A 22080-nucleotide genomic window follows, 5' to 3' on the forward strand; every position below is an offset into this window, starting at 1 on the left:
GCCTGCTCCTTTAGCGACTTTCTTTTTGCATCAGCGCGATAATGCTTTTTGTAAGCTCGATTTTTTTAACTTCAATATCTAAAAGCAAGGTGCTTTTAATATGCTCGATTGCTTGCTTTGAGATTCCATAACTATCTAAAATCACAACTTTTTCCAAAAAATCGCTCGTATAAATATCATTGCCATAAAATTCACTAATGCAATTAATGATGATTTCTGCGGCATTATTCGCGCGCGCTAAATCGCGCAATTCCTCTAAATGCGATTGCTTCTTTTCCTCATCTTTGCGCGCTTGCGCCTCTTGAGGAAGGAACTCTTCTTCTAGCACTTCTTTATCAATATCTTCTAACTCGCCAATTTCTTTTAACTCTTCAACTGATGAGCCAATGAGCCCTTCGATATTTTTCATATCTAGCATTGAGTGGATTTCACTAAGATTCTCTTCTTTTGGATTAACCTCTAAATCATTGCCCAAGAAAAAATATCCGCCAAAAAGCACATTACTTTTATCTGCAATTAGCAAGGTAATGCTGTTTTTTTGCGCGAGGATATAAAGACAATTGCGCTTATGCAAGCTATTTGAGACAAGGGAATAAATAAGCAAAAATGGCGAAAAGAGATAATCTAGCCCTAGCGCTTTGAGATAGCGCACACGATTTTCATCAATCGCGCGCTTTTTAATGTAGCAAACCCAAGTATCAAGCTTGATAATCACGCTGTCATTGACATTGATCCCAAACTTTGCCATTTTTGAGCGAGAAGTGGTGGAGGCAAGCCCTTGATTATAAGTCTTTGCAAGCACACCAAGATAGGTAAATGGGTATTTACGCTTATAAGCGCGGATAAGCTTTGCGGCTTCAATGGGAAGTTCGTTATTGACGCATTTAAATTCTTTGCGGAAGTCCTCTTTCACCCTGCCATGCTTTTTCACCAGCACAGACACCGCACAGGTGCGCCCATCGACATCTAGCGCGATGAGAGCTGTAGAAAAAAATGGTGCTAAGAGATGAGAAAAGTTAAACAATACCACTTCCTTTTGTTTAATTGTATCACTCACAAGAGCAAAGCCCTTGTGAGCTCCGCTCCAGCTTCGTTACACTTCGCTTACGCGCCCATACTCGGCATTTTTGGTTGATGAGAATCCTTAGAATCCACCCACAACAAAACCTTATAAGCAAGATTCTTTCCAACATTCGCCCTTTTTTTGCACGCTTGCTAAATGCGCTTTTAGCAGATTCTTTGCCTCCTCCATTGGCATTGCAGGATCCACCCTAAAGCCCGCCATTGCGTAATAATCAATCCTGCAAAAAGGCTTTGGGATTTTGAGTTTATCCCAGCTTTTTAGCTCCCAAAAATTGCTAAACATCACGCGCATTGGTACGATTGATACACTTGCTTTCATACTCATCGCAAGCGAGCCATCAGCGACGCTGTGATATGGTCCCTTTGGTCCATCAGGCGTGATACCTATATCATAGCCTTCTTTCAAAAGTCGGATAGATTCTACCAAAACTTTTATCCCGCCTTTTGAGCTAGAGCCCCTCAATGCCCGCAGTCCGAAAAGCTCGCAAACCCGCGCGATAATCTCCCCATCAAAATGATGCGAAAAAACCACATAAAAGCCTTTCTCGCGCTCTTTGCTCATATGCTTTTTTATCTTTGCATACAAAAAGGGCAGCATTAGCAATTCCCCATGCCAAAATGCCGCGACGAAGTTTTTTTGCATACTTGGCGCATCAATATGGAATCTATGCCGCGTGAGCGCATACATAATCCATATCACACACCAAATAAGGCGCGGGGCGAAAAGAAGGATAAGTTTGCGCTTGGTTTCTTTTGAAAGCAAATATTTTCCTTAGTAATTTAGTTTCAAATTTTAATTTGTGGGTTTTTGTGTGAAGGCGGATTTTAGCTAATTTTTTCTTAAAAGTCCTTCTCTTAAATTATTAAGAAAAAATCTTACAAAACACTCAAAGGATCAATGTCAATCTCAAAGCTAAAATTCACATTTTTGCGCGCATGCAGTATCGCGCTTCTTAGCGCAAGGCTAGAATCTGCGCGCAGAAGGATATTGTAGCGATATTTGCCTTTGAGCAATTTAATCTCTGAAGGCTTCGCGCCAACGATTTCAAATTGTAGTTTCTGCGCTTTTTTTACACTTTGCAAAAGTGAAAGCACGCATTCCATTTGACTTTGCGCGTGAGATTCCTTTGCATGCGTGAAAGAAAGATTTGCAAGGCGCATAAATGGCGGGTAGATTTTCACGCGATTTTGCAACTCATCTTGCAAAAAAAGCTCATAATCCAATCCAAAACGCTCAAAAAATTCACTATTCACACTTTGCACCAACACCGCGCCAGCTTCCTTGCGTCCGGTGCGTCCAGCGATTTGTATAAGCAAACTCATCGCGCGCTCATTTGCTCTATAATCAATCGCATTTAGCACATAGTCAATCCCCACAACCACGCAAAGCGCGACATTATGATAATCATGCCCCTTGCTAAGCATTTGCGTGCCGACTAACACATCGATTTTTTTGTCATTAAAGCTTTTCAGCGTGGCGTTAAGCTTGTTATGCGTGGTGATATGATCCCTGTCAAAAATGCCAATCCTAAGATGAGGCAGGGCAGATTCTAGCTCTTTGGCAAATTCTTGCGTGCCAATTCTTTGACTTTGTAAATTTGGGCTTTCACACTGCGGGCAAAGCTTTGGGATAGCTTGAGAAAAGCCACAATAATGGCACACAAGCGCATTTTTTTCTAAATGCACGCTCATATTCACCGAGCAAAATTTACACTGCATCTTATGCCCGCAGTCTTGACAAAAAAGGCTTTTAAAATGCGCGCGGGTGGGGAGAAAAACAATGACTTGCTTTTGGCTTTCACACACCTTTGCGATGCGCGCAATCATAGATTCACAAAGTGGTGGCTCGGAGCTAAAAAGAAGGCTTTTGCTCGCGCCAAAATGCGTGCCTTTGAGGCGAAAAAGCGCGTTATTTTTAAGCGCGTTAGTATAAGTGCTAAGGCTAGGCGTGGCAGAACCAAGGCTCACTTTAATATCCGTCTTTTTGCCAATGTAAAGCGCCAAATCGCGCGCATTGTAGCGCGGGGTGCTTTGGGATTTATACGCATCATCATGCTCTTCATCAACGATGATTTGCCCTAAATTTTGAAGTGGCAAAAAAAGCGCCGAGCGCGCACCTGCGATGACGCGTATTTCGCCATTATTTAGAGAATCTAGGAGTGCTTGCTTTTTAGCGCGTGTGATTTTGCTATGCCAGATTCCCACTAACGAGCCAAAAACCTTTTTTAAGCGTTGCTCAATTTGTGGTGTGAGCGCGATTTCTGGCATGAGAAATAACGCATTTTTGCCAAGGATAAGTGCATGCGCGATAAGGTGCATGTAAATTTCAGTTTTCCCGCTTCCTGTGTCGCCAAAAAGGAGCATATTTTGAGAATCTAGCGCGTGGTTGAGCGCTTCTTGCTGTTTTGGTGAAAGTGTAGGAAGGGGGAAAGGCTGGATTTGCTGGCTTTGTTTGGCTTGTGCGCTTTGCAAACTTTGTGCGCTTTGTGGAATCTGCGCGCTTTTTTGCGGGGTGAAAAGTGCAAAAGTTTGAGAAAAGCTCGCGCAGTAGTAGCTTGCGATAAATTCTGCCAACAATTTTTGAAAAGGTAAAAAATTTTGCTCACTTTTGCTTGCAAGCTTGCATTTTTCTTGCAATTTGAAATCCACTTCCTTAAGGAGCTTCACCACCACGCCGACAAGCTGTTTTTGCTTTAAATCAATCTCTACAATGTCATAAAGCTTGCAATCTTGTGGGATTTTGTAAGTGAGCAGGGGGGAATTTAGCCCAAGAGGCGCGATAAGTGCAAAGTGAAAATCTTGCATTAAAGATCTTTGTTAAATTTTACGCGCGCAAGGTTTTCAAAGCCTTGCAAGGCGCGTAGTTTTGGAAGTTTGGATTCCAAACAAACTTAGATTTTAAAAGGATTTTCAACAACCTTTTTTCTATCCACAATGTAAGGGATTAGCGCCATTTGGCGTGCGCGCTTGATTGCTACTTCGACATTTTCTTGCCAGCGCTTTGTATTGCCTGTGAGACGTCTTGGCATGATTTTGTAGCGCTCTGATAGCGAGTGCTTAAGCATTTCAATGTCCTTGTAGTCGATAAATTCGAGCTTTGCTTCAGTGTAGCGGCAGTAGCGTTTTGAGTATTTTTTCTTTTCCATGGTTTCTCCTTTGGTTAAAATGGTATATCTTCGTCATCAATGTTGATTTCAGGGATATTTTGGCTATAAGCGTTATTTGGCTGACTTTGTGGCGCTTGCGTGTTATATGCCTGCTGTGGCGCGCGCGGTGCTTGCTGGTAGGATTGATTAGATTCATATTCAGCATTTCCGTAATTATCAGAATTTTGCGGTTTAGAATCCATCATTTGCATGCTTTCAGCGACGACGCTATGTTTTGAGCGTTTTTGCCCGCTTTGATCCACCCATGATTCAAATGAAAGTCGCCCTTCAATAAGCACTTTAGAGCCGCGTCTTAGGTATTGATTTGCCACCTCTGCGCTTCTGCCAAAAAGCTTGACATCTACAAAGCACACTTCTTCAGCCTTTGTGCCATCTTGCTTATTGTAGCGACGATTTGACGCAAGCCCCAAAGTGGCTACCGCGCTACCGCTTGGCAAATAGCGCAACTCCACATCACGCGTCAAATTACCAACGATAATAACCTTATTAAACATAGCTTCCCCTTTTCTTTAAGCCTCTAGCTTAAAAGTGCCTTTAAGACTCCGCAGAATCTTGGGCGTGAGAATCCGCGCTTTGAGCTTCCTCTTTTGCAGATTCACTAACTTTTTTCTTACTTTCTTTTTTTGGTTCTGGCTTGTTATTTGCCCTATCTACAAGGGTTTGCCACGCTTTTTGCTCTTTTTTGTTTTCGTATTTAATGACAATAAAGCGCAAAACATCTTCATTGATTCTATAATTACGCTCTAATTCCGCAATTAGCGAAGGTTGCGCCTTAAAATAAATCACAAAATAATACCCGCGCTTGTTTTTTTCAATTTCATACGCAAGGTTGCGCATTCCCATATCTAGGCAAGTTTCAATCTCTCCGCCATTTTTTGTAATGACTTCTTTAAAGAGTTCGATCTTTGCTTTGATTTCCTCTTCCACAAGTGTGGGCTTTAGGATAAACATCGTCTCGTAGTGTCTCATACTTTTCTCCTTTTGGTGTTACCGCCCTTTTTTTGGATTCTCAAAATCCTAAAAGAGCAAGGCTTTTTTCGTATAAAAAGCGCGCGATTTTAGCGCAACATAGCTTGAATTTTTATTAAAGTCGTAATGCCATTTTTACTTTTTCCACTCATACAATCCACATGCCATTGATTAAGAAGCTCAAAAATCTTTGCATAATCCTGCTCCCTCAAACTTATACAATACCGACTTTGACGCTCGATGATATGCCTTGGTGGGGAAAATCCTAAGATTTCTGCCGCATTTGGCGCGCCCTTTGTTTTGATATAAGAAAAAAATAAAAAAAGTTGGTAAAAAAATCGCTCTACTTCCCTAATAAGCGACATTTCATCAATTCCTTCTTCATAAATTGTCTGCAAAATTTTCAAAAACGGCTTTTTCTCCATTATCGCGCAATTAAGCTCCTCAACGCTAAAGCTCGCCACGCCCTCGCTCAAAAAGCGCACGCTTTGGCTTTCAATCTGCTTTGTCTCGCTAGAATCCACACCTATGCAAAATTTCTCCAACTCTTTTAGCGCAATAGCAATATTATTGTTTTGCAATTCCAAAATATAGCGCAAATCCTCCGTCTTTAGCGCGATATTTAGCTCCTTTGTGCGCTCTTGCAAAATCTGCATACATTCGCTCAAACTCGGCTCAAAAAAGCGCACCTCCGCCACAGGGATTTTTGGACTTTTAAAGTTTGAAACAAACGCGCGACAATCCTGCATATACTGCGCGCTGCTTTTCGCACTTGATGCGTAAAACTCAATAATAAGCGCATTTTCCATATTATTTGCAAGCGCGCCCAAGAGCTTTTCGCAAGTTTTTTTATCCAACTTTTTATCAAGGCGCAAAAGTAAAAAACTCTTATCGCCAAAAAGCGAGTTTTGCGATAAAAGCGTGTAAATCTGATTGATATCGCATTCCTCAAAATAAAAGCGCTGCACCTCCTGCCCCTCTGTCCCTTGCCCTGCTAGAAGTAGCTTTGCAATCTTGCTCCCATAATGCGCAATATAAAATTCACTCGCGCCATAGAGCAAATACGCGCGAGGCAGGTGATTTGGCTTACTCAAAAGAGAATCTAATTCTTTTTTATACATTTTTATTCTTATTTGGTTTTTTGGGCTTTGCGCGGCTTGCGTGAAGCAAATTTTGACGCGCTTTGTGGCTTTGGCTTTTGCGTAGTTTTGGGCGATTCTATAACTTCAGCAAAAATTTCTCCAAAATCTGAAGCTCCGATAATTTTCACAAAAAGCGTGCTAAAGCGTTCAATCTCGCCTAATGCGCGAAGCTCCCTTTGCGTGCGCGGGCGTAAAAAAATCCTTGCTTGCGGGATAAGCTCTAAGGCTACACATTGCAAATTTTGAGGATCCAAAAGCACCGCGCGCAATTGCAATTCCTCGCCCAAACTCTGCTTTTTACGCACGAAGCGCATATATTTTAGATCCAAAAAATCCCTTTGTAAAAAATTAATATTGCGCTCTTTTAAATTTATCTCACACGCGATAAAATCCGCTCCCCAAGCCTTTGGAAGCTTTTTCCCTAATAAAAAATCCTTTAAGATTCTATGCACGCACAAATCACAATAACGCCGAATGGGCGAAGTAAAATGCGTATAGCGCGCAAATCCTAGCCCAAAATGCGCGTGGGGCGTGGGCGCATAAGCTGCCTTTGCAAAAAAGCGGATAATCATAGAATCCACAATCTCGCGCATACCTTGAAAATCCGCCCATGCTTGCAAAGAAGAAATTTGCGCATGAAGCGCGGGATCTTGCCCTTGCTGTTCTTGTTGCGCGTTTTGTTTTTGCTGTATCTGCGCTTGCTGTGTTGTTTTACCAAAATCCTGCTGTGCGCGCTCTATGTCAAAATCTGCAAACTCACATTCCTCCAAAAGTGGCGCGCCAAGCTCTTCGATATAGCTTAAAAGTTCAGAAACTTTAGAATCTCGCGGGCTTTGGTGGATTCTAAAAAGCCCTTGCGTGGGAAGAGAATCTAGCAAGCGCGCACTTGCCACATTTGCAAGCAGCATGGATTCTTCGATGATATGATGAGAGAGCGAGCTAAAATTTAGGCTAATTTCTTTCACACTTTTATCATTTGCAAGTGTGATTTTTGGCTCGGGATTTTGGAAGTCGTAGCCACTTTGCAGGCGTTTAGCGCGCAGTTTTTTCACAACTTTTGCATATTTTTTGAGCCATTTTGGCGCATTTTTAGAATCTAGCAAAAAATCCACCTCATCATAATCAAAGCTTTTTTTCACCTTGATAATGCCAAGATTTAGCGCACACTCACGCATGCTGGATTTTTTGAGCTCTATTTCCCACACGAGCGCTAGGCGCAACTTTTTTTCCTTAAGCGAGCAAAGATTGCTTGAGAGGCTAGGCGGGAGCATCGGCACGACAGATTCTGGAAAATACACGCTAAAACTTCGCGCGCGCGCCTCTTTATCTAACGCGCTATTTTTTGGCACATATTCGCTTACATCAGCGATTGCCACATATAATTTTTTGCGCTTTTTATCGTAGTAAATCGCGTCGTCATGGTCTTTTGCGCCCTTTGGATCAATGACGCAAAAAGGGATTTTTGTGTAATCTTTTCTGTCCTTGTAATGGCGCTTTTTCACGCGCTCATCGTAACTTTGGGCAATTTGCAACGCGGAAGTGCTGAACTCTTTTTGTATATTGTATTGCTCCAAACAAATGTGCTCATCAATGCTTTCATCTTCAAAGCTCCCAAGCACTTCTAAAATCTCATAAGTTTTGAGATTGACTTTTAGCACGCATTCAGGTGGCAGGGCTTTGAGCGCTTTTTGGGACGCTTGCAATCTTAAAAGGCTTTTATCGCGCAAGTTAAGCGCTAGAATCTCGCCATTTTTATCATTATTTTTGCGCGTGAGCTTGCAGATTCCGATTCGCTCTTTTACTAAAAGCGTGCTTACAAAACACGCCACTTGCTTATAGCTCATCGCGCCTCTACGCTTACCCTGCTTTTGGCTTGCAAGCTTTGTGATGATGATATCGCCCTTTGCAATGCTTTTTGGGTAGTTTTTTAAAAGCAAATCCTTTTCAAATCCCGCATTAAACACACTTATAAACGCCCGCCGAAAGTCCGCGCTCACATCAGCCACACCGATTAAAAAATCCGGCTTTAGCTTGTAGGTTTCTTTTTTGAGATTCTCTAAAACGCCCATTTTTAGGAGCTTTTGCAAAATCTCTTGTTGCTTTGGCGTAAGCATTTCAAGCGCAACGCCATTAATCAGGCTATAAAAAAATTCAATCATACGCCGCAACCTTTTTCTTATGGAAATGCAGAATCTCCCCTAACTTGCGCGGTTTGAAATGCAGCCGCTCACAGCTTACATTGATACAAAAGCTATTGCCACTATCGCGCGAATGCAAATGCCCATGGATATTTAGCGAGCATTGCGCGAGTTTAAAAGTCTCATCAAGCACATCGCGCGCCGCACCAAACCTATCGCGCGCCTTGCGATTAAACACAGGAAAATGCGAAAACATAATGCGCTCACCCTCAAAATCACACACCACTGCATTTAAGTAAATATTTTTCAAGCACTCTTTGCCAAATTGCGCTTTCAAGCGCTCTTTGATAAGCTTGCGCTCTGGAATCTGCAAAGAGAGTTTAGAGCACACATGCCAAGATTTTAGCCCCTTGACATACTCAAACTTGCCAATGTCGTTATTTCCCACAATGAGCGTCTTTTTGCCATTGAGCTTTTTTAGAATCTTATAGCCTTTGCCAAAATACAAATCCCCCAAATGCCAGATTCTTGACTTTTCGCTAAGCGCGCTATTCCACAAATGCACGCTGTAGGAATCAAAATCCTTGAATCCATGCTCAAGCGCGCTTTTTAAGCGTGAGGGCTCTTTTGAAAGCACAGCTTCATGCCCGAAGTGAGAATCTGAGATTAAAAAAGTATCGCGTGTCAAAAAATAATGCAAATCTGCACCTTAAAATGTGGGATAAAGTTTTGTCAAAAAACGCGTAATTATAGCAGTAAATTAGGCAAGAATCCGCGCAATCTCTGTGGCAATTTGCGAGGTAGAACCAAAATACGCATCCCTAAACTGCGTGCGGTTGAAGGTGCTTTGGCGTTTGGCAAGTTGAGCGGTATGCGTGGAAATAAGCGCGCATAAATCTTGGAGATTTTGGGGGCTTTTTTGAAAATCTTGCAGGGGTTGCGTGCTTTGTGGATTCTGCGCCTTTTGATAGCCCAAAAACTCTAAACACTCTTTAATCCCAATAGCGCGCAGGGCTTGAGAATCTAGCGGATAATTTTGCGCTAAAAATGCAACTTCTTCAAGCAATCCAGAATCTAGCATTTTTTGCGTGCGCGCCTTTATGCGTTTAATAATCTCATCGCGCGGGAGTGAAAGCACAAAAAGGGGGAGGTTTTCTAAAAGCGGGTGCTTTTGCTTTGGGTTTTCCTTAAAATACACGCTTGGAGGCAAGTTTGTCGCAAAATAAATTTCTAATGCCTTTTGCAAGCGATAGGTATCATTTGGCTTGATTGTTAGCGCAAATTCATTATCAACACGCGCCAAAAACTCATAAGGCGCGCTCAAAGCGTGGATTTTTTCTTGCACTTGCGCGCGGGATTGCGCGTTCATTTGGGATTGCGGGCTTAAGCCTTCAAGCATACTTTTGAGATAAAAGCTACTGCCACCAACGATAAAAAGCGCCTTTTTCCCCTGCGCGCGTGTCTCTTCAAATGCGCTTGTGAGCAGATCCCAAAAAGTCATGGCATTGCAGGGCAAGTCTGGCTCTAGCACATCGATTGCATAATGTTTCACTTCCTGCAACTCCGCTTGCGTGGGCTTTGCAGAGGCGATATTGATGTATTTGTAAATACTTAGAGAATCAAGCGAAAAAATCGCGCCATTATGCGCCTTTGCGAGCTCAAGTGCTAAGGCACTTTTCCCGCTGGCACTCGCGCCAAGAAGCGCGATTATTTTTGGAGTTTGAGAATCCGCCTTAAAAGTCTGCATTGTGCGTTTTATAAAAACTATCCTAGCAACTCGTAATATTTTTTGATAAACACGCTGTTGCCAAGCCCATCAAATGCGCGGATTCCTAGCTTTTGTAAGGCTAACTCGACGCCATTTAGCACCCATGCGCTTTCATAAATTTCAATAAGCCCCATATGATTAAAGCGCACAAGAGAATCTTTTAAATGATCTTGCCCGCCAGCAGCATTAATGCCAAAGTCGTTTTTAAGAATCTTACGCAAATCTTTGGCGTATTTTTCATCATAAATCGCGCTCATTGCTAACGCGGGGCTTTTGGGATAGATTTTAAGCCCTAGCGCGCTTAGCGCCTCATTTGTAGCGAGTGAGCGCGCACGCGTGAGTTTGTAGATTATTTCAATCCCGCCATATTCTTTCACAAGCGCAAAATACTTATCAAGCCCTTGAATGATAGTCGTTGGCGCAGTCCAAGCGGTGGTATTTTTGACTTGATTTTTTAGCTCGGTTTTGAGATTGAAATAAAAGCCCGTGCTATGCGCCTCCACCACTTTGAGTGCAGAATCTGAAAGCCCAATAATGCTTAATCCCGGCGGCAGCATAAATGCCTTTTGTGAACCACCGATAAGCGCGTCAATATGCGTCGTGTCAATTGGCTCAACGCCCATCGCCGTGATAGAATCCACCACCACCATAATTTCAGGATTATAGCTTTTTAGCGCTTTTGCTATTTCCTCCACCGGGTGGCGCAAACCGCCCGCAGATTCACACATTTGCACGCAAAGACAATCTAACTCGCCATCATTTTGAAAAGCTTGCAAAATCTCTTGCGCGCTTGCTGGTGTATCCCATGGATGGGAAATCTCGGTGTAAGGGATATTATAGCTTTGTGCGATTTTACCAAAGCGCTCGCCAAATTTGCCACAATTCACACTTAGCATTTTTTTACGCGTGAAAGTCCTCACACACGCCTCCATCGCGCCACTTCCGCTACTTGCTAGCATAAGGACTTCTGGCATTTTAAGAAGTGCTTTTAGCTCCTCTCGCACGCGCGCAAAAATCGCCTCAAACTCTGGCGTGCGATGGTGCAGTGTAGGCACGCTCATCGCTACGCGGATAGATTCCGGAATGGGTGTTGGTCCGGGGGTAAAAAGTAGCATGTTTTCTCCTTTTTTGTAGCTTTAGTTTTTAAAGAGCGACTGCAGCGCGTCAATCCCTACTTTCTGCGCTTGCTCGCTTTGTGCTGGCGTATCTTGTGGTGCGCTCTCGCCTATTTCTTGCAGCTCAATCTCGCAATCACAAAGCATACTCGCTAAGCGGATATTAATCCCGCTTTTGCCAATAGCCTTGCTTTTTTGATCGCTTTTAATCTGCACGATTGCCTTATCTTTTGGCGCTTTGTTTTCTTTATTTTCTTTAGATTCTGAAGTTTTTTCAATGTTTTCGATCTGCGCGTCTAGCTCTTTTTCCTCTTTTGGCGCGTCTTTTTGGGCTTTTTGGATTTTGACACTTAGCACCTGTGCGGGGGCAAGTGCGCGCGCGATAAACATTTCGCGTGATTGCGTGTATTCGATGCAGTCGATATTTTCACCATGTAGCTCGCTACTTACCGCATTTATCCGCACGCCTTTGACACCCACGCAACATCCGATTGGATCAATCCTTGCGTTGCTTGTATAAACCGCCACTTTTGCGCGCTCACCGGGAATCCGCGCGCTTTTATAAATATGAATCTCCTCATCTTTGAGCTCTGGCACCTCAAGTGTAAGCAATTCCTCCAAAAACTTCGGCGCAGTGCGTGAAAGCTCTAGCCTAATGCCACCGCGCGCAAATCCCACAAACTTCAAAAGCGCCCTAATCGTCTGCCCATTTTTAAAAGATTCTCCTTTGATACGATGCTTTTTGGCTAAAATCGCGCGGATTCCGCTGATTTCTACAAAGGTATTCTCCTCTTTATCCACGCCCACGACAACGCCCGCGACGATATGATTAAGCTTAGAATTTAAATCCGCAAAAATTTGATCCTCAATTTGGCGTTGCAAGCTTATTTCAAGATTCAAAAAAAGCTTGTTAATCGCGCCACGCTTCATAGAATCTAAGCTTACTTCATATTCTAAAATATCGCCCACAGCGACTTCGCCAGCCTCTTTTGCTTTTGAGATTCCCACAAAGCTTGGATTCTCATCTTTCAAGCGCTCATCATCATCCGCGCATACCAAAACCTTATAAAAAAGCTTGAGTGAGCGCGTTTTGGCGTCCTTTTCGACAAAATATTCATACGCTTCGTTAATCTCCTCTTTTGCCACGCGGATAATGTTATCACGCACGATTTCATACACGATTTGAGGCTCTATGCCCTTTTCATACGCTATCATGTCTATAATGTCTAAAATTTTTTCCATTCGCTATCTTCGCTCCTTAAACATTGAAACTCTTTGGATTTTGTGATTTTGCGTTTCGTGAAGGCTAGAATTTTATTGCAATTAAGCTTAAAAACTACAAAAGGCGCAATTTGTTATACTGCAAGCTTTATTTTACATTTTAGAGGACTGCTTGAAAACACAAAAAATTCTCCTTACTCTCGCAGATATAAGCATTTTTGGCGGGTTGGAACGCGTGGTGGTAAATCTCGCAAATGCTTTTGTGGAATCTGGCTATGAAGTGGAAATCTTAAGCTTTTATCAAGGAAGCGAAAACCTGCCCTATGCGCTAAATCCGCGGGTAAAATTGCATTTTTTTTATGACAAAAGCGAAAAAGAATTTTTGCAAGAATCTAAAGGTAATTTTTTGGCGCACTTTTATAAAAAAAATTTGCATAAATTTGTCCTTTCAGCCCGCATCGCGTGGAAGTATAGAAAAAATTTTGTGATTATTTGCAATGATTTTATTTTCACGCCATTTTTGAAATTTGGCAATGCGCGCTATTACAAGATTTTGCATCTCTTTTCTGCTAAAAATTCAAAGCGCAACAAGCATTTTGACGCGCTTATCGCGCTGACAGATTCTCATAAGCGCCTTTTGCAAGCAGAGTATAAAAATGTTTTGTGTATCCCAAACTTTTTGCCCACTATGCCAGAATCTTGTCCAAAATCCCGCGCGCTTTTAGAAAATAAAATCGTGCTTAGTATCGGGCGTATGGGGAATGATGATCAAAAGGGCTTTTTGCGCTTAATTGATATTTGGGCGCAAATGCGCGCGCTTATACAGAATCTGCAATCTCCAAAACAAAAAGAGCTTGCTCAATGGAAGCTTCGTATTGTCGGCGATGGCGAGCTCAAAAACACTCTAGAATCTAAGATTCAAAGCCTTTGCCTGCAAGAATGCGTAGAACTCAAACCTTTCACAAAAGAGATACAAAAAGAATACCTCAACGCAAGCATTTACGCCATGGCAAGCCATATTGAAGGTTTGCCAATGGTGCTTATAGAATCTCAAAGTTTTGGATTGCCTTGTATTGCTTTTGATATTCAAACTGGTCCGAGTGAAATTATTAGCACTCAAAAAAATGGCTTTCTTTTGCAAGATAATGATTTGCAAGGCTTTGCAGAGGCGCTTTTAACGCTTATGCAAGATAAATCTTTGCGTCAAAACTTTGGTGAAAATGCAAGGCAAAGTGTGGAAAAAAATTTTAGCAAAGCAAAGATTCTAAGCCTTTGGGAAAAGCTCTTACAAAGCTAGCAAACGCGTTAGGAAAAGCGTGCGCAAGGCACTTTTGCCAATTATTTAAGAATACACACTACAATGCCCGCTTTTATATTAAAACGCTTACAAAACGCGCAAATATTTTTAACAAGGAGTTTTCAAATGAAGTATTTTCTTATTTTTCTAAGTATTTTTACAGCATTGCAAGGCATTGATTTCAAATCCGCCCCAAGCGTGCAAGATCGCATAAATCCAAGCACTTCGGATAAAAGCATTCACTCTTATGCCTCTTCCTTGCAAGAGCCAACAAAGGCGGTGGTAAATATTTCCACACAAAAGCAGGTTTCAAATAGCATTCCAAATCACCCAATGTTTGATGATCCTTTTTTCCAGCAGTTTTTTGGCGATGTGTATGGGCAAATCCCGCGCGATAGGATGGAGCGCTCTTTGGGAAGCGGGGTGATTATCTCAAATGATGGCTATATCATCACAAATCACCATGTAATCGAGGGCGCAGATAAGATTCTGGTTTCACTTTCTGGGAATTCAAAAGAATACACCGCAAAGCTGATAGGCTCGGATTCTCGCAGTGATATCGCAGTGATTAAGATTGAAAAAAATGACTTACCTTCAATCACTTTCGCCCAAAGCAGTGAAGTGCAAGTAGGCGATGTCGTCTTTGCTATCGGTAATCCCTTTGGCGTGGGGGAATCTGTCACGCAAGGAATCGTCTCTGCGCTCAATAAAAGTGGCATAGGCGTCAATGACTATGAGGACTTTATCCAAACTGACGCTTCGATAAATCCGGGAAATTCTGGCGGTGCGCTGGTGGATTCTCGTGGTGCGCTTATTGGGATAAATACCGCTATCATCTCGCGCACAGGTGGGAATCACGGCATAGGCTTTGCGATCCCTTCTGACATGGCAAAAAAAATCGCAAAAGAGCTTATCGAAAAAGGCTCGATTAAGCGCGGTTATTTGGGTGTTGGGATTCAGGATGTAAGTGAGGATTTGAAAGATACTTACGGGCAGAAAGAAGGCGCATTGCTTATAAATATTGAAAAAGACTCTCCCGCGGCAAAAGCGGGGCTTATGGTGTGGGATTTGATCACAGAAGTCAATGGCAAAAAAATCCAAAACTCTCAAGAGCTCAAAAATACCATCGGTATGCTTTCGCCAAAAGAAAAAGTGACGATAAAATATATCCGCGATAAGCAAACGCGCACTGCGCAAGTCACGCTTAGCGAGCTAAGTGATGATACAAGAAGCGGGGCAAATCCTGCGCCTGCGCAGGATTCTCAAAAAAGTCAGCATAGCATTGAGGGCTTAGGTATAAGCGAGCTTACAAATACCTTGCGTCAAAAATACGCAGTGCCAAATGATGTGCAAGGCGTGGTGGTGACAGAAGTCAAAAACGGCTCGCTAGCGCAAAAAGCAGGCTTTGCGCTAGGGGATATTATCGCACAGATCGAAGATATAAATATCACAAAACCTGCAAATTTCACCAACGCTTTAGCAAAGTTTAAAAATAAAAATAAGAGAATCCTTGTGTATTCGCGCAATGGTATCAAAACAATTATCCTAAAATAAGGCGAGGGGAAATACCGCACCGCACGCATTTGCACATTTAAGATTCACAATTAAATAAGGAGGGGCTTATGACAAACTTTGATGAGCGACAATTTGCACTCTTAAAAGACAAGATTTATGAGCTCTCTCACATTCATATTGTGGATTCCAAACAAGCGATGATCAAAAACCGCGTGGCAAAGCTGGCTAAAGATATGGATTATGACAGCATTGATGAGCTACTAAAGGCGGTGGATAAGGACAAAAAAATCGCGCAAGAGTTTATTAATGTTTTCACCACCAATAAGACAGATTTTTTTCGAGAAGCTTTTCATTTTGAGGATTTGCTTGATCGCGTGTTGCCAAATTTGTTGCGTGGCAATAGAACTATAAAAATCTTTTGCTGTGCCTCTTCCACTGGGCAAGAACCCTACTCCATCGCCTGCACTGCGCTTTATGCCAAAAAGCTCTACCCTTCAAGCACGCGCATTGAAATCACTGCCACAGACATTGACACCCAAGTGCTAAAAATCGCCCAAGAAGGCAAATATGAAGTCAATCCCGCTCAAGAGCAATGGCCAAAATGGGCGGAAGATGAAATGCATGAGTTTTTTTCTGTCGTCGATGAGAATCCACGCCTGCGCTATTTGAGCGCAAAGCCAAAGCTTAAAAATCTCATTACCTTTCGCCAACTTAATCTTTTCAATAAAGTGTATCCTTTCAACGCCGAAGAATTTGATGTGATTTTTTGTCGCAATGTGCTTATTTATTTCACAAAAAACGATCAAATGCAAATACTCCGACGCCTTTTTGGGCTTTTAAAAGTCGGCGGGACGCTGTATTTGGGGCATTCTGAAGGCTTGCATGATTTAGTCGTGGATACAGAAAAGCTCGGACGCAAGATTTTTATTAAAAAATGATTTTGGGGACAGACAATGGCAGAATCTAACAAATCTCTTATCACCAAACCACAAATTTTAGAATCCAAAGATCAACTTCAAAAGATTCCCACCAAAAAACTGCACCCCGACACACTTTTAGAAAGCAAGCCATGTAAGGACTTCTTGCGTCCAAAACTCATCGTCATAGGCGCGAGCACCGGGGGTGTAGATGCACTAAGCACGATTTTTGAAAGGCTACCTTCTGGCTTACCGCCAATTGTCATCGTACAGCATATCCCAAAGCTTTTTGGAAGTTCGTTTGCAAAACGCCTAGATTCTCTCTCCATGCTCAATATCTTTGAAGTAACACAAAAAATGCTTTTAGAGCCTTCCTGCGCGTATTTGGCAAGCGGAGATTCTCATATTTCTCTAAATTATGAAAATGGCAAATACAGCGCCAAGCCTTTTGATGGTCCTAGAATCTCGCGCCACAAGCCAAGTGTGGATATCCTCTTCCGCTCGGCTAATAATATCGCGGGCAAAAACACGCTGGGCGTGATACTCACAGGCATGGGCGATGATGGCAGTATCGGGATAAAAGAGCTTTTTGACAATGGCGCGACCACAATCGCCCAAGATGAAAAAAGTTGTGTTGTCTTTGGCATGCCAAAAAGAGCCATTGAAGTTGGCGGCGTCACGCACACGCTAAGTTTGGAGCAAATCATTGAGAGAATCGCAAAATTTGGGGATTAGGATTCTTAAAATCTCAAAAATCTGAAAATTATTTGGAAGCAAAAAAGTTTAAAATTTGCAAAGCAAATTTTTCATCAGAATCCAAATGCAGTGTGCGGCACGCACCTTCTAGCGTTGTCGGGAGTTTGGGGGCGAAAAGCACGACTTTGAGCGGGGGATAAGGGGAGCGACTTCGCAATTCAAGCCCCCTTGTCCCCCTGCAAAAAGAAACTTTTGAGAATCTAAGTGGGAATGAGCCAAACAAAAGGATTCTGAAAAATAGAATCTTTAAAAAGGAATTGAAAAATTAAGATTCTAAAAAGCTGGATTCTAAAGCTAAAATAATGGATTGCTTCGCTAACGCTCACAATGACAAAAAATATACACCGCGTGTCATTGCGAGGATTCTATAGAATCCGAAGCAATTCACAAAGTCTAAGAATTTGTAATTTTTATTTTTCAGAATCCTTGCTTTCACTTCTCAAACTTCTTTAGATTCTCTAAGGTTTATTTTTCACGCAAAAGGTCGCTCCCCCCTCCTCACTCCCCCCACGCCAGAAAAGCTCCGCGCTTTTCTTCTCTCGGGGGGAGAGCCTCGCTTTATCCCTTGCTAGAAAAAAATCGGGCATTAGCACTTCTGCTAATGCTAAATCACCGCTTTTTTTCACCACACAAGGGGCGAGAATAAGGGTTACGCTTGCGCGTAACTTGAATTCCTTATGGATTTTGCTTGCGTGGGTGATGCTTTAAAAGAAATAGCGCAAAGAAGGGATTTTAAGCGCATCAAAACAAAATCTAAAAAAGCCCAAAAATGGCTAGTAAAACCCTTGATTAGTGGGCTTTTAGCAATTTTTTCAAAATCTCCCTGTCATCAAAAGGGATTTTTTGCGTTCCGATGATTTGATAGCTTTCATCGCCTTTGCCAAGCACAAGTAGCACCTCGTCCCTTTCAAGCTCGCTCACAGCGCGTTCAAGTGCGCGCAATCTATTCAGTTCGATAATTAATCGCCCTTGTTCTTGCAAACGCTTAGAATCTAAGCCCTGCGCGATTTGGTTGATGATTTCAAGCGGATTTTCGGTGCGCGGATTATCGTTTGTGAGGTAGATTCTCTGTGCATAGGTTTGGGCTACCGCGCCCATTTTAGGACGCTTCGTAGGATCCCTATCGCCCCCTGCGCCAAAAAGCACGACGATTTTGCGCCCTTTAAAGCTTTCAAAAATCTTCTCCATTCCATCATGCGTATGGGCAAAATCCACAATCACAAGCGGATTCTCGCTCACAACCTCCATGCGCCCGCTCACTCCGCCAAAATTTTGCGCCTTCACACACAAATCCTGCAAACTAAGCGCGCAAAAATCTTTAAACACAGAATCTTTAGCAAATTGCGTACTGGCAAGTTTAAGCGCGAGAATCCGAACCGACAAAAGCGCACAGAGAATATTGTAAAGATTATGCTTGCCAAAAAGTGGGCTTTGCAAAAATGCCTCCTCGCGCACGCTCTGGGTTTGCAAATCCTGTGCTTGCGGATTCTGGGTTTGCAAGTCGCGTGTTTGCCTCTCATGCGTTTGAAAATACAAATGCGCGGAAATTCCATTTTTCAAGCTGTAGGCATTTACGCTTAAATTACTTTTAGATTCCACGCCATAGCTAAAGCAATTTGCAGGGTTTGCGCGCGCATTTGGCTCGTCAGCATTGATGACTTTTAAAGCCTCATCGCTAAAAAAGCTATTTTTCACGCGAATATATTCTTCCAAGCTCTTGTGAAAATCCAAATGATCACTTGTGATATTTGTAAGCGCCTTGAGCGCGAAAGGCACGCCCGCAATGCGTTCTTGCACGATAGCATGCGAGCTTACCTCCATGATGAAAAAATCACATTCCTTCGCAAGCTCGAAATCCTCATACAATTCCAGCACGCTAGGCGTGGTGAGCCCTTTGGGTTTGAGCTGTTTTTGATTGATAAAAAATCCGCGCGTGCCAAGCAACGCCACACTAAAACCACAATCAAGCAAAATCGAATACATACACGCCGCGCTACTTGTCTTGCCGTTTGTCCCGGTAATGCCGATGATGAAAGGCGGCAAAGTGAAAATCTCGCTCAAAGTGCTCGCGTGGATACAAGGCAGGGAATCTGCGCGCTTTGAATTGGTAGAATCCGCGCTATGAGTGCTTTTTGTATCGCTAAGATTCTCACAAGGCGCTTCATCTAAAAATTCTAACACCAAATCTTGCGTGTATTTGGCATTAAGATCGCTTTTGACAAAAAGTGTGCGGGAATCTAGCGCCTTTGTATCATCGCTAATGGCGTCAAATTCTCTGCCTTTGTAGCAAAATTTCTTTCGTATTAGCATTTTTTAAGCGCTTTTTTTAGAAGTTTATCAAGCTCCGCGTCATAATATACATCGCGCAGATTCTCGATATATTCAAGCCCAATATCGATGAAATCATTTTCCAAAAGCTGGCGCAAAAAGCTGTAAAACTCCTGCTTATTAGTAAAAATAATGCGCGTGCTAAACATCAAATCCTCAAACGCCTCTTTGAAATTTTCGCGCTTTTGCAAGGCGCGCAAAAAATCCTCATACAAAATGCCTTCCATCTCTTCCATTTTGTTTTGCTCGGCGTCTTTAAACATCGAAGAGAGAAAAAAAGTCGCTTTATCTAGGGATTCTAAAATCTCCAAAACCTGCGCGATCGCCTTTTGTTTGGTGGTTTTTGCAAGCAAAATTTGGTAATAATCAAAAATATGCATCGCATGCTCTGGTAACTCAAGCGCGCTATCGCTTAGCAATAAGCCAATTTTTGCTTCTTTATTTTGAGGATTGAGCGCTAGGATTTTTTCAAACTCGCTAAATGCGCGCTGATAGTCCTTTTGCGCGAAAAGCAAAAAGGCATTTTTCATAGCTTTGTTGATTGCATATCGTGAGTTTGTAGCGCTAAGCTTTTGCATAGAAGTCCTTATTTCAGGGCTTTTCAAAGGGATTTGGCTCATTGTAGGGGATATTAATAAGCGCGATATCTGGGTGAATCTCCTCTTTCAAGCGGTTTTCAATGGCGTATTTAAGCGTCCTTGAGCTACTCGGGCAACCATGGCACGCGCCTTCCAAACGCACATACACCTGCGCGTTTTTAATACCCAAAATGCTAATATCCCCACCATCTAAATGCAAAGTCGGGCGCACCTTTTGTATCACCAGCTCCACAGGGATTTGCAACTCTTCATCACTGAAAGGAAAGTTTTGCATGGGGTGAATTCCTTATATTCCTTAGATTGTATCGTCTCGCGGGAGTGAATCCCGCTTCGCCTCCGCTCCAGCTTCGTTTCACTTCGCTTTCGCGCGCATATTCTACCTTGTTTTGATTGATAAGGTTACAAGATTCTCTAACGCCATTTGGTAGCTTGAGAATTTGGCTACTTTGCGACCGCTCGCAATAAAGCGTGGCAGCATGGCAATCCACCACAGATTCCAAAAATCCGCGAACTCCACGCATTGTATCTAAAAACACCAATTGCGCGTTAATCTTTTTTGAAAAAATGGCGGTTTCTGTAAATAAGGAAAACAAGATACAGCACTAAAACGCTTGCTATGACGATTTTTTCTTCCATTGCAAACCCTTATTGATGTAAATTACTTCTTATCCAGCACTTCAAACGCCGGCAACACCTCGCCTTCCAAAAGCTCCAAACTCGCGCCACCGCCGGTTGAGATAAAGCTCATATTATCCCTTTCGCCTGCTTTATCAATCGCATCTGCTGTATCGCCTCCACCAATAAGGCTAAAGGCGTAAGTATCGCTCACCGCGTGCGCGAGGCTGAATGTCCCGCGTGAAAATGCGCCAATTTCGTAGATTCCAAGTGGTCCATTCCAAATGATAGTTTGAGAATCCCGCACCACCTCGCTAAAAAGCTTGCTCGTCGCAGGTCCCATATCCACAGCCATATAGCCCTCTGGAATGTCCTGTGCGGGCGTGATTTTGATATGTTCGTGCTTTTTGATATCATCCGTGCTTACGACATCCACAGGCAGATAGATTTTCACGCCCTTTTGCTTTGCAGTATCCAAAATCTTACGCGCCTCGCTTACCAAATCATCCTCCACAAGGGATTTTTGCATATCAAAACCGCGCGCTTTTAGGAAGGTATTACTCATCGCACCGCCAATGATGATTTTATCAATAGAATCTAGAATATTATAAAGCAGCGTGAGCTTTGAGCTTACCTTGCTTCCGCCAACGATGAGTAGCACAGGTTTGAGCGGATTTGCCAAGGCTTTTGCAAAAGAATCTATCTCTTTTTTTAGCAACAATCCCGCAACTTTTTCTTTGACAAATTTCGCCACGCCATAAGTACTCGCATGCGCCCTGTGGCTCGTCCCAAACGCATCATTCACATACACATCGCATAGCTCGCCAAGTTTAGCGCTTAGCTCATCGCTATTTTTTTCCTCGCCTTCATAGTAGCGGATATTTTCTAGCAAAATCACAGAGTTTGATCCAGTGAGCGTGCTTTGTAGTGTTTTGACAGATTCTATACTATCAGCAAAGGCGACATCGCGCCCCAAAAGGCGCTCCACGCGCTTTAAAATGTGCTTGAGTGAAAACTCCGAGCTTCTGCCCTTTGGACGCCCAAGGTGGCTTACAAGTGTGATATTTTTTGCGCCATTATCGATGCAGTAGTTAATGGTTGGCAGCGCCTCGCGGATTCTCGTGTCATCTGAAATGTTAAAATCCTCATCTAATGGCACATTAAAATCCACGCGCACAAGCACGCGCTTATTTGCCACATCGATATCACGCACGCTTTTAACGCCTTGCATTGTTTCAATTCCTGCGATTTTGTTCATTTTGTCTCCTTTGTTTTGGTGTGTAGTTTTTAAATTTAGATTCTCAAAATAAATTAAAAAGTGGTAGATTCTCTTTTTTAGAATCTCTTAATTTTGCCAAACCCCACTTAGTTTTTTAAAATGTATTTGTTCGATAAGGGGGAGGGGGCTTGAATTAGCAAGCTCGCTCCCCTCCCCCTTATCAATCCCCCA

General features: G+C 42.7%; 22 protein-coding genes. 4 read left to right on the forward strand and 18 right to left on the reverse strand.

From position 1 onward, the window contains the following. Nucleotides 1-10: 10 nt before the first annotated feature. From CQA49_RS02625 to CQA49_RS02680, 12 genes are all read right to left on the reverse strand, one after another. A complete protein-coding gene (locus tag CQA49_RS02625; protein ID WP_258864162.1) occupies nt 11-1057 on the reverse strand; it encodes a hypothetical protein in 1047 nt (348 codons plus the stop codon). Nucleotides 1058-1168: 111 nt separating this feature from the next. After that, nucleotides 1169-1846 carry a lysophospholipid acyltransferase family protein gene (locus CQA49_RS02630; RefSeq protein ID WP_258864163.1) on the reverse strand — a complete coding sequence of 226 codons (678 nt, stop codon included), beginning with the start codon at nt 1844-1846 and terminating at the stop codon, nt 1169-1171. Nucleotides 1847-1959: 113 nt separating this feature from the next. Beyond that, the gene (locus tag CQA49_RS02635) at nt 1960-3888 is read right to left on the reverse strand and encodes a primosomal protein N' (protein WP_115574416.1); all 1929 of its coding nucleotides are present in this window, start codon (nt 3886-3888) and stop codon (nt 1960-1962) included. A gap of 86 nt (nt 3889-3974) precedes the next feature. Next, nucleotides 3975-4229 (reverse strand): 30S ribosomal protein S18, encoded by a 255-nt coding sequence (gene rpsR / locus CQA49_RS02640; RefSeq protein WP_066387318.1) that lies wholly within the window; start codon nt 4227-4229, stop codon nt 3975-3977. Nucleotides 4230-4243: 14 nt separating this feature from the next. Continuing rightward, nucleotides 4244-4744 (reverse strand): single-stranded DNA-binding protein, encoded by a 501-nt coding sequence (locus CQA49_RS02645; RefSeq protein ID WP_115574417.1) that lies wholly within the window; start codon nt 4742-4744, stop codon nt 4244-4246. A 40-nt stretch (nt 4745-4784) separates the two neighbouring features. Further along, the gene (gene rpsF / locus CQA49_RS02650) at nt 4785-5219 is read right to left on the reverse strand and encodes a 30S ribosomal protein S6 (protein ID WP_115574418.1); all 435 of its coding nucleotides are present in this window, start codon (nt 5217-5219) and stop codon (nt 4785-4787) included. Nucleotides 5220-5308: 89 nt separating this feature from the next. Continuing rightward, the gene (gene holA, locus CQA49_RS02655; RefSeq protein WP_115574419.1) at nt 5309-6340 is read right to left on the reverse strand and encodes a DNA polymerase III subunit delta; all 1032 of its coding nucleotides are present in this window, start codon (nt 6338-6340) and stop codon (nt 5309-5311) included. Between the two features lie 8 nt (nt 6341-6348). Beyond that, nucleotides 6349-8520, reverse strand: a complete 2172-nt coding sequence (locus CQA49_RS02660; RefSeq protein WP_115574420.1) for a ribonuclease R family protein — start codon at nt 8518-8520, stop codon at nt 6349-6351. Next, nucleotides 8513-9199 carry a hypothetical protein gene (locus CQA49_RS02665; RefSeq protein ID WP_115574421.1) on the reverse strand — a complete coding sequence of 229 codons (687 nt, stop codon included), beginning with the start codon at nt 9197-9199 and terminating at the stop codon, nt 8513-8515. Before CQA49_RS02665 ends, CQA49_RS02660 begins: the two co-directional genes overlap by 8 nt. 60 nt (nt 9200-9259) lie before the next feature. Continuing rightward, nucleotides 9260-10246: a tRNA (adenosine(37)-N6)-dimethylallyltransferase MiaA gene (miaA, locus tag CQA49_RS02670; protein ID WP_115574422.1), complete on the reverse strand. Its 987-nt coding sequence runs from the start codon at nt 10244-10246 to the stop codon at nt 9260-9262. Nucleotides 10247-10263: 17 nt separating this feature from the next. Then, nucleotides 10264-11382, reverse strand: a complete 1119-nt coding sequence (locus CQA49_RS02675) for an alanine--glyoxylate aminotransferase family protein (protein ID WP_115574423.1) — start codon at nt 11380-11382, stop codon at nt 10264-10266. Between the two features lie 21 nt (nt 11383-11403). Continuing rightward, nucleotides 11404-12624, reverse strand: coding sequence for a NusA N-terminal domain-containing protein (locus tag CQA49_RS02680; protein WP_115574424.1), 1221 nt, complete (start codon nt 12622-12624; stop codon nt 11404-11406). Between the two features lie 151 nt (nt 12625-12775). Here CQA49_RS02680 and CQA49_RS02685 point away from each other — a divergent pair, with 151 nt between their 5' ends. From CQA49_RS02685 to CQA49_RS02705, 4 genes are all read left to right on the forward strand, one after another. Beyond that, nucleotides 12776-13900: a glycosyltransferase family 4 protein gene (locus CQA49_RS02685; RefSeq protein ID WP_115574425.1), complete on the forward strand. Its 1125-nt coding sequence runs from the start codon at nt 12776-12778 to the stop codon at nt 13898-13900. A gap of 126 nt (nt 13901-14026) precedes the next feature. Next, nucleotides 14027-15454 carry a Do family serine endopeptidase gene (locus CQA49_RS02695; RefSeq protein WP_115574427.1) on the forward strand — a complete coding sequence of 476 codons (1428 nt, stop codon included), beginning with the start codon at nt 14027-14029 and terminating at the stop codon, nt 15452-15454. A 68-nt stretch (nt 15455-15522) separates the two neighbouring features. Beyond that, complete coding sequence (locus CQA49_RS02700; protein ID WP_115574428.1) at nt 15523-16353, forward strand: protein-glutamate O-methyltransferase CheR; 831 nt, start codon at nt 15523-15525, stop codon at nt 16351-16353. A gap of 15 nt (nt 16354-16368) precedes the next feature. Then, entirely contained in the window at nt 16369-17067 is a 699-nt protein-coding gene (locus CQA49_RS02705) for a CheB methylesterase domain-containing protein (RefSeq protein ID WP_115574429.1), read from the forward strand. Nucleotides 17068-17095: 28 nt separating this feature from the next. Here CQA49_RS02705 and CQA49_RS09990 read toward each other — a convergent pair whose 3' ends face one another. The 6 genes from CQA49_RS09990 to CQA49_RS02730 all read right to left on the reverse strand — a co-directional run bounded on the left by CQA49_RS09990 (nt 17096) and on the right by CQA49_RS02730 (nt 21888). Continuing rightward, entirely contained in the window at nt 17096-17245 is a 150-nt protein-coding gene (locus tag CQA49_RS09990) for a hypothetical protein (protein WP_181882589.1), read from the reverse strand. 632 nt (nt 17246-17877) lie between these two features. Next, a complete protein-coding gene (locus tag CQA49_RS02710) occupies nt 17878-19398 on the reverse strand; it encodes a UDP-N-acetylmuramoyl-L-alanyl-D-glutamate--2,6-diaminopimelate ligase (RefSeq protein ID WP_115574430.1) in 1521 nt (506 codons plus the stop codon). Then, entirely contained in the window at nt 19392-19994 is a 603-nt protein-coding gene (locus tag CQA49_RS02715; protein WP_115574431.1) for a hypothetical protein, read from the reverse strand. Before CQA49_RS02715 ends, CQA49_RS02710 begins: the two co-directional genes overlap by 7 nt. Nucleotides 19995-20007: 13 nt before the next feature. Further along, nucleotides 20008-20289 carry a NifU family protein gene (locus tag CQA49_RS02720; RefSeq protein ID WP_115574432.1) on the reverse strand — a complete coding sequence of 94 codons (282 nt, stop codon included), beginning with the start codon at nt 20287-20289 and terminating at the stop codon, nt 20008-20010. After that, nucleotides 20267-20551: a hypothetical protein gene (locus CQA49_RS02725; protein ID WP_147288647.1), complete on the reverse strand. Its 285-nt coding sequence runs from the start codon at nt 20549-20551 to the stop codon at nt 20267-20269. Before CQA49_RS02725 ends, CQA49_RS02720 begins: the two co-directional genes overlap by 23 nt. 122 nt (nt 20552-20673) lie before the next feature. After that, nucleotides 20674-21888, reverse strand: coding sequence for a phosphoglycerate kinase (locus tag CQA49_RS02730; RefSeq protein ID WP_115574434.1), 1215 nt, complete (start codon nt 21886-21888; stop codon nt 20674-20676). Nucleotides 21889-22080 lie beyond the last annotated feature (192 nt).

The sequence above is a fragment of the Helicobacter sp. MIT 00-7814 genome (assembly GCF_003364115.1).
In the GTDB taxonomy this organism is placed as follows: Bacteria; Campylobacterota; Campylobacteria; order Campylobacterales; family Helicobacteraceae; genus Helicobacter_F.

Coding starts and splice junctions, on each gene's coding strand:
- rpsF (WP_115574418.1), bottom strand. CDS start 5,219: ATGAGACACTACGAGACGATGTTTATCCTAAAGCCCACACTTGTGGAA.
- CQA49_RS02730 (WP_115574434.1), bottom strand. CDS start 21,888: ATGAACAAAATCGCAGGAATTGAAACAATGCAAGGCGTTAAAAGCGTG.
- rpsR (WP_066387318.1), bottom strand. CDS start 4,229: ATGGAAAAGAAAAAATACTCAAAACGCTACTGCCGCTACACTGAAGCA.
- CQA49_RS02715 (WP_115574431.1), bottom strand. CDS start 19,994: ATGCAAAAGCTTAGCGCTACAAACTCACGATATGCAATCAACAAAGCT.
- holA (WP_115574419.1), bottom strand. CDS start 6,340: ATGTATAAAAAAGAATTAGATTCTCTTTTGAGTAAGCCAAATCACCTG.
- CQA49_RS02705 (WP_115574429.1), top strand. CDS start 16,369: ATGGCAGAATCTAACAAATCTCTTATCACCAAACCACAAATTTTAGAA.
- CQA49_RS02645 (WP_115574417.1), bottom strand. CDS start 4,744: ATGTTTAATAAGGTTATTATCGTTGGTAATTTGACGCGTGATGTGGAG.
- CQA49_RS02660 (WP_115574420.1), bottom strand. CDS start 8,520: ATGATTGAATTTTTTTATAGCCTGATTAATGGCGTTGCGCTTGAAATG.
- CQA49_RS02695 (WP_115574427.1), top strand. CDS start 14,027: ATGAAGTATTTTCTTATTTTTCTAAGTATTTTTACAGCATTGCAAGGC.
- CQA49_RS02710 (WP_115574430.1), bottom strand. CDS start 19,398: ATGCTAATACGAAAGAAATTTTGCTACAAAGGCAGAGAATTTGACGCC.
- CQA49_RS02700 (WP_115574428.1), top strand. CDS start 15,523: ATGACAAACTTTGATGAGCGACAATTTGCACTCTTAAAAGACAAGATT.
- CQA49_RS02720 (WP_115574432.1), bottom strand. CDS start 20,289: ATGCAAAACTTTCCTTTCAGTGATGAAGAGTTGCAAATCCCTGTGGAG.
- CQA49_RS02675 (WP_115574423.1), bottom strand. CDS start 11,382: ATGCTACTTTTTACCCCCGGACCAACACCCATTCCGGAATCTATCCGC.
- CQA49_RS02680 (WP_115574424.1), bottom strand. CDS start 12,624: ATGGAAAAAATTTTAGACATTATAGACATGATAGCGTATGAAAAGGGC.
- miaA (WP_115574422.1), bottom strand. CDS start 10,246: ATGCAGACTTTTAAGGCGGATTCTCAAACTCCAAAAATAATCGCGCTT.
- CQA49_RS02635 (WP_115574416.1), bottom strand. CDS start 3,888: ATGCAAGATTTTCACTTTGCACTTATCGCGCCTCTTGGGCTAAATTCC.